Source organism: Oleiphilus sp. HI0079, from assembly GCF_001635105.1.
Map to the genome: position 1 here is coordinate 1 of NZ_LWFT01000816.1, position 1,221 is coordinate 1,221.

General features: G+C 49.5%; 2 protein-coding genes. Both read left to right on the forward strand.

What is annotated here, in order from left to right:
- Positions 1-301: glycosyltransferase (locus A3750_RS15225; RefSeq protein WP_156498623.1), on the forward strand; the 301-nt coding region annotated here is incomplete at its 5' end.
- On the forward strand, positions 294-1,221 hold a 928-nt coding region (locus A3750_RS15230), incomplete at its 3' end, for a WavE lipopolysaccharide synthesis family protein (RefSeq protein WP_068548415.1). The genes A3750_RS15225 and A3750_RS15230, both read left to right, overlap by 8 nt.

Here is a 1,221-nt window from a genome sequence, read left to right on the forward strand (position 1 = left end):
CCTTTATGTGCTGAGTTCTGATATTGAAGGCTTGCCTACCGTGATTGTCGAAAGCATTGTGGCCGGAACCCCAGTGGTGAGTACCGATGCAGGTGGGGCGCGTGAACTGTTAGCGAACGGCTCCGCTGACTATGTTTGTGAGAAGGGAAACCACAGAGAGCTCGCCAAGTTGATCGATCGGGCGCTCGAAGAAGACAAACCGGTGAGTGCAGAGATGCTTTCTTTTCTTCAATCCGATAAAGTCGCTCTACACTATATCTCCTGTGCCGAAAGACAGGCTCGGAATGCTCGCTATGATTAAAAACTCCGATATTACCGTTGTGGTTCAAGGGCCTGTTGTGGCGAGCCCTGATCGGGCTATGGACGAGGGCATTACCGAGAAGTGTCTGACCAGCGTTCGTCATCACCTGCCAGGGGCGCATGTTATTTTGTCGACATGGCAGGGCCAACCGGTCGAAGGCTTAGATTACGATGAGCTTTTGTTAAATGAAGATCCGGGTAGCAATATCACGGAATATACCGCAGACGGCAAGCCCGATGCATCCAACAATAATCGCCAGATCGTTTCTTCTCGAGAAGGGTTGAAGCGAGTAAAAACGCCTTATGCGATGAAGTTACGTTCTGATAACTATCTAGTGGGTGATCAGTTCAAATTTCTGCAAGCGTCCTTTCCAGAGCGCTGTGAAGAAGATCGCTTTCTCAGCGAGCGGGTCGTGGTGAACAACACCTTTACCAGAGCTTACGCCAGATCAAGGAGAGTTGCGCTACACATGTGTGACTTTTTTTACTTTGGGCGAACCGAAGATGTTCGCGCGTTATGGGGTATGAGTAATTTGCCTGATCTCGCTTATGACCAAACACGCAATGGCCAAAAGCAATATTGGGGCGCGCCGCATTACAAAATAGATTGCACGCAAAAACTCTTGCTTGTTGCTCTTCAGCAGTATGATGCCAGCTTGAATGTAGAGCACCTTCACGACGCACCGGACGATCTCATTGCGCGCTCAGAACGAATTTATGCCAATAACTTTGTGATTGGTGAGCCCGAGCTGATTGGTTTAGGGCTATGTAGCAAATTTGGCCCTCAAGAGCGGGCGAACCGCCTTAGTGGACGCCTCACCTATGTGAACTTCGATGATTGGCAGGTGCTTTACAAAACATATTGTGATGCAGAGTTTCCGCTCGGGATGGCGCCATTACGGATTCGAAAGCGGAACTTTC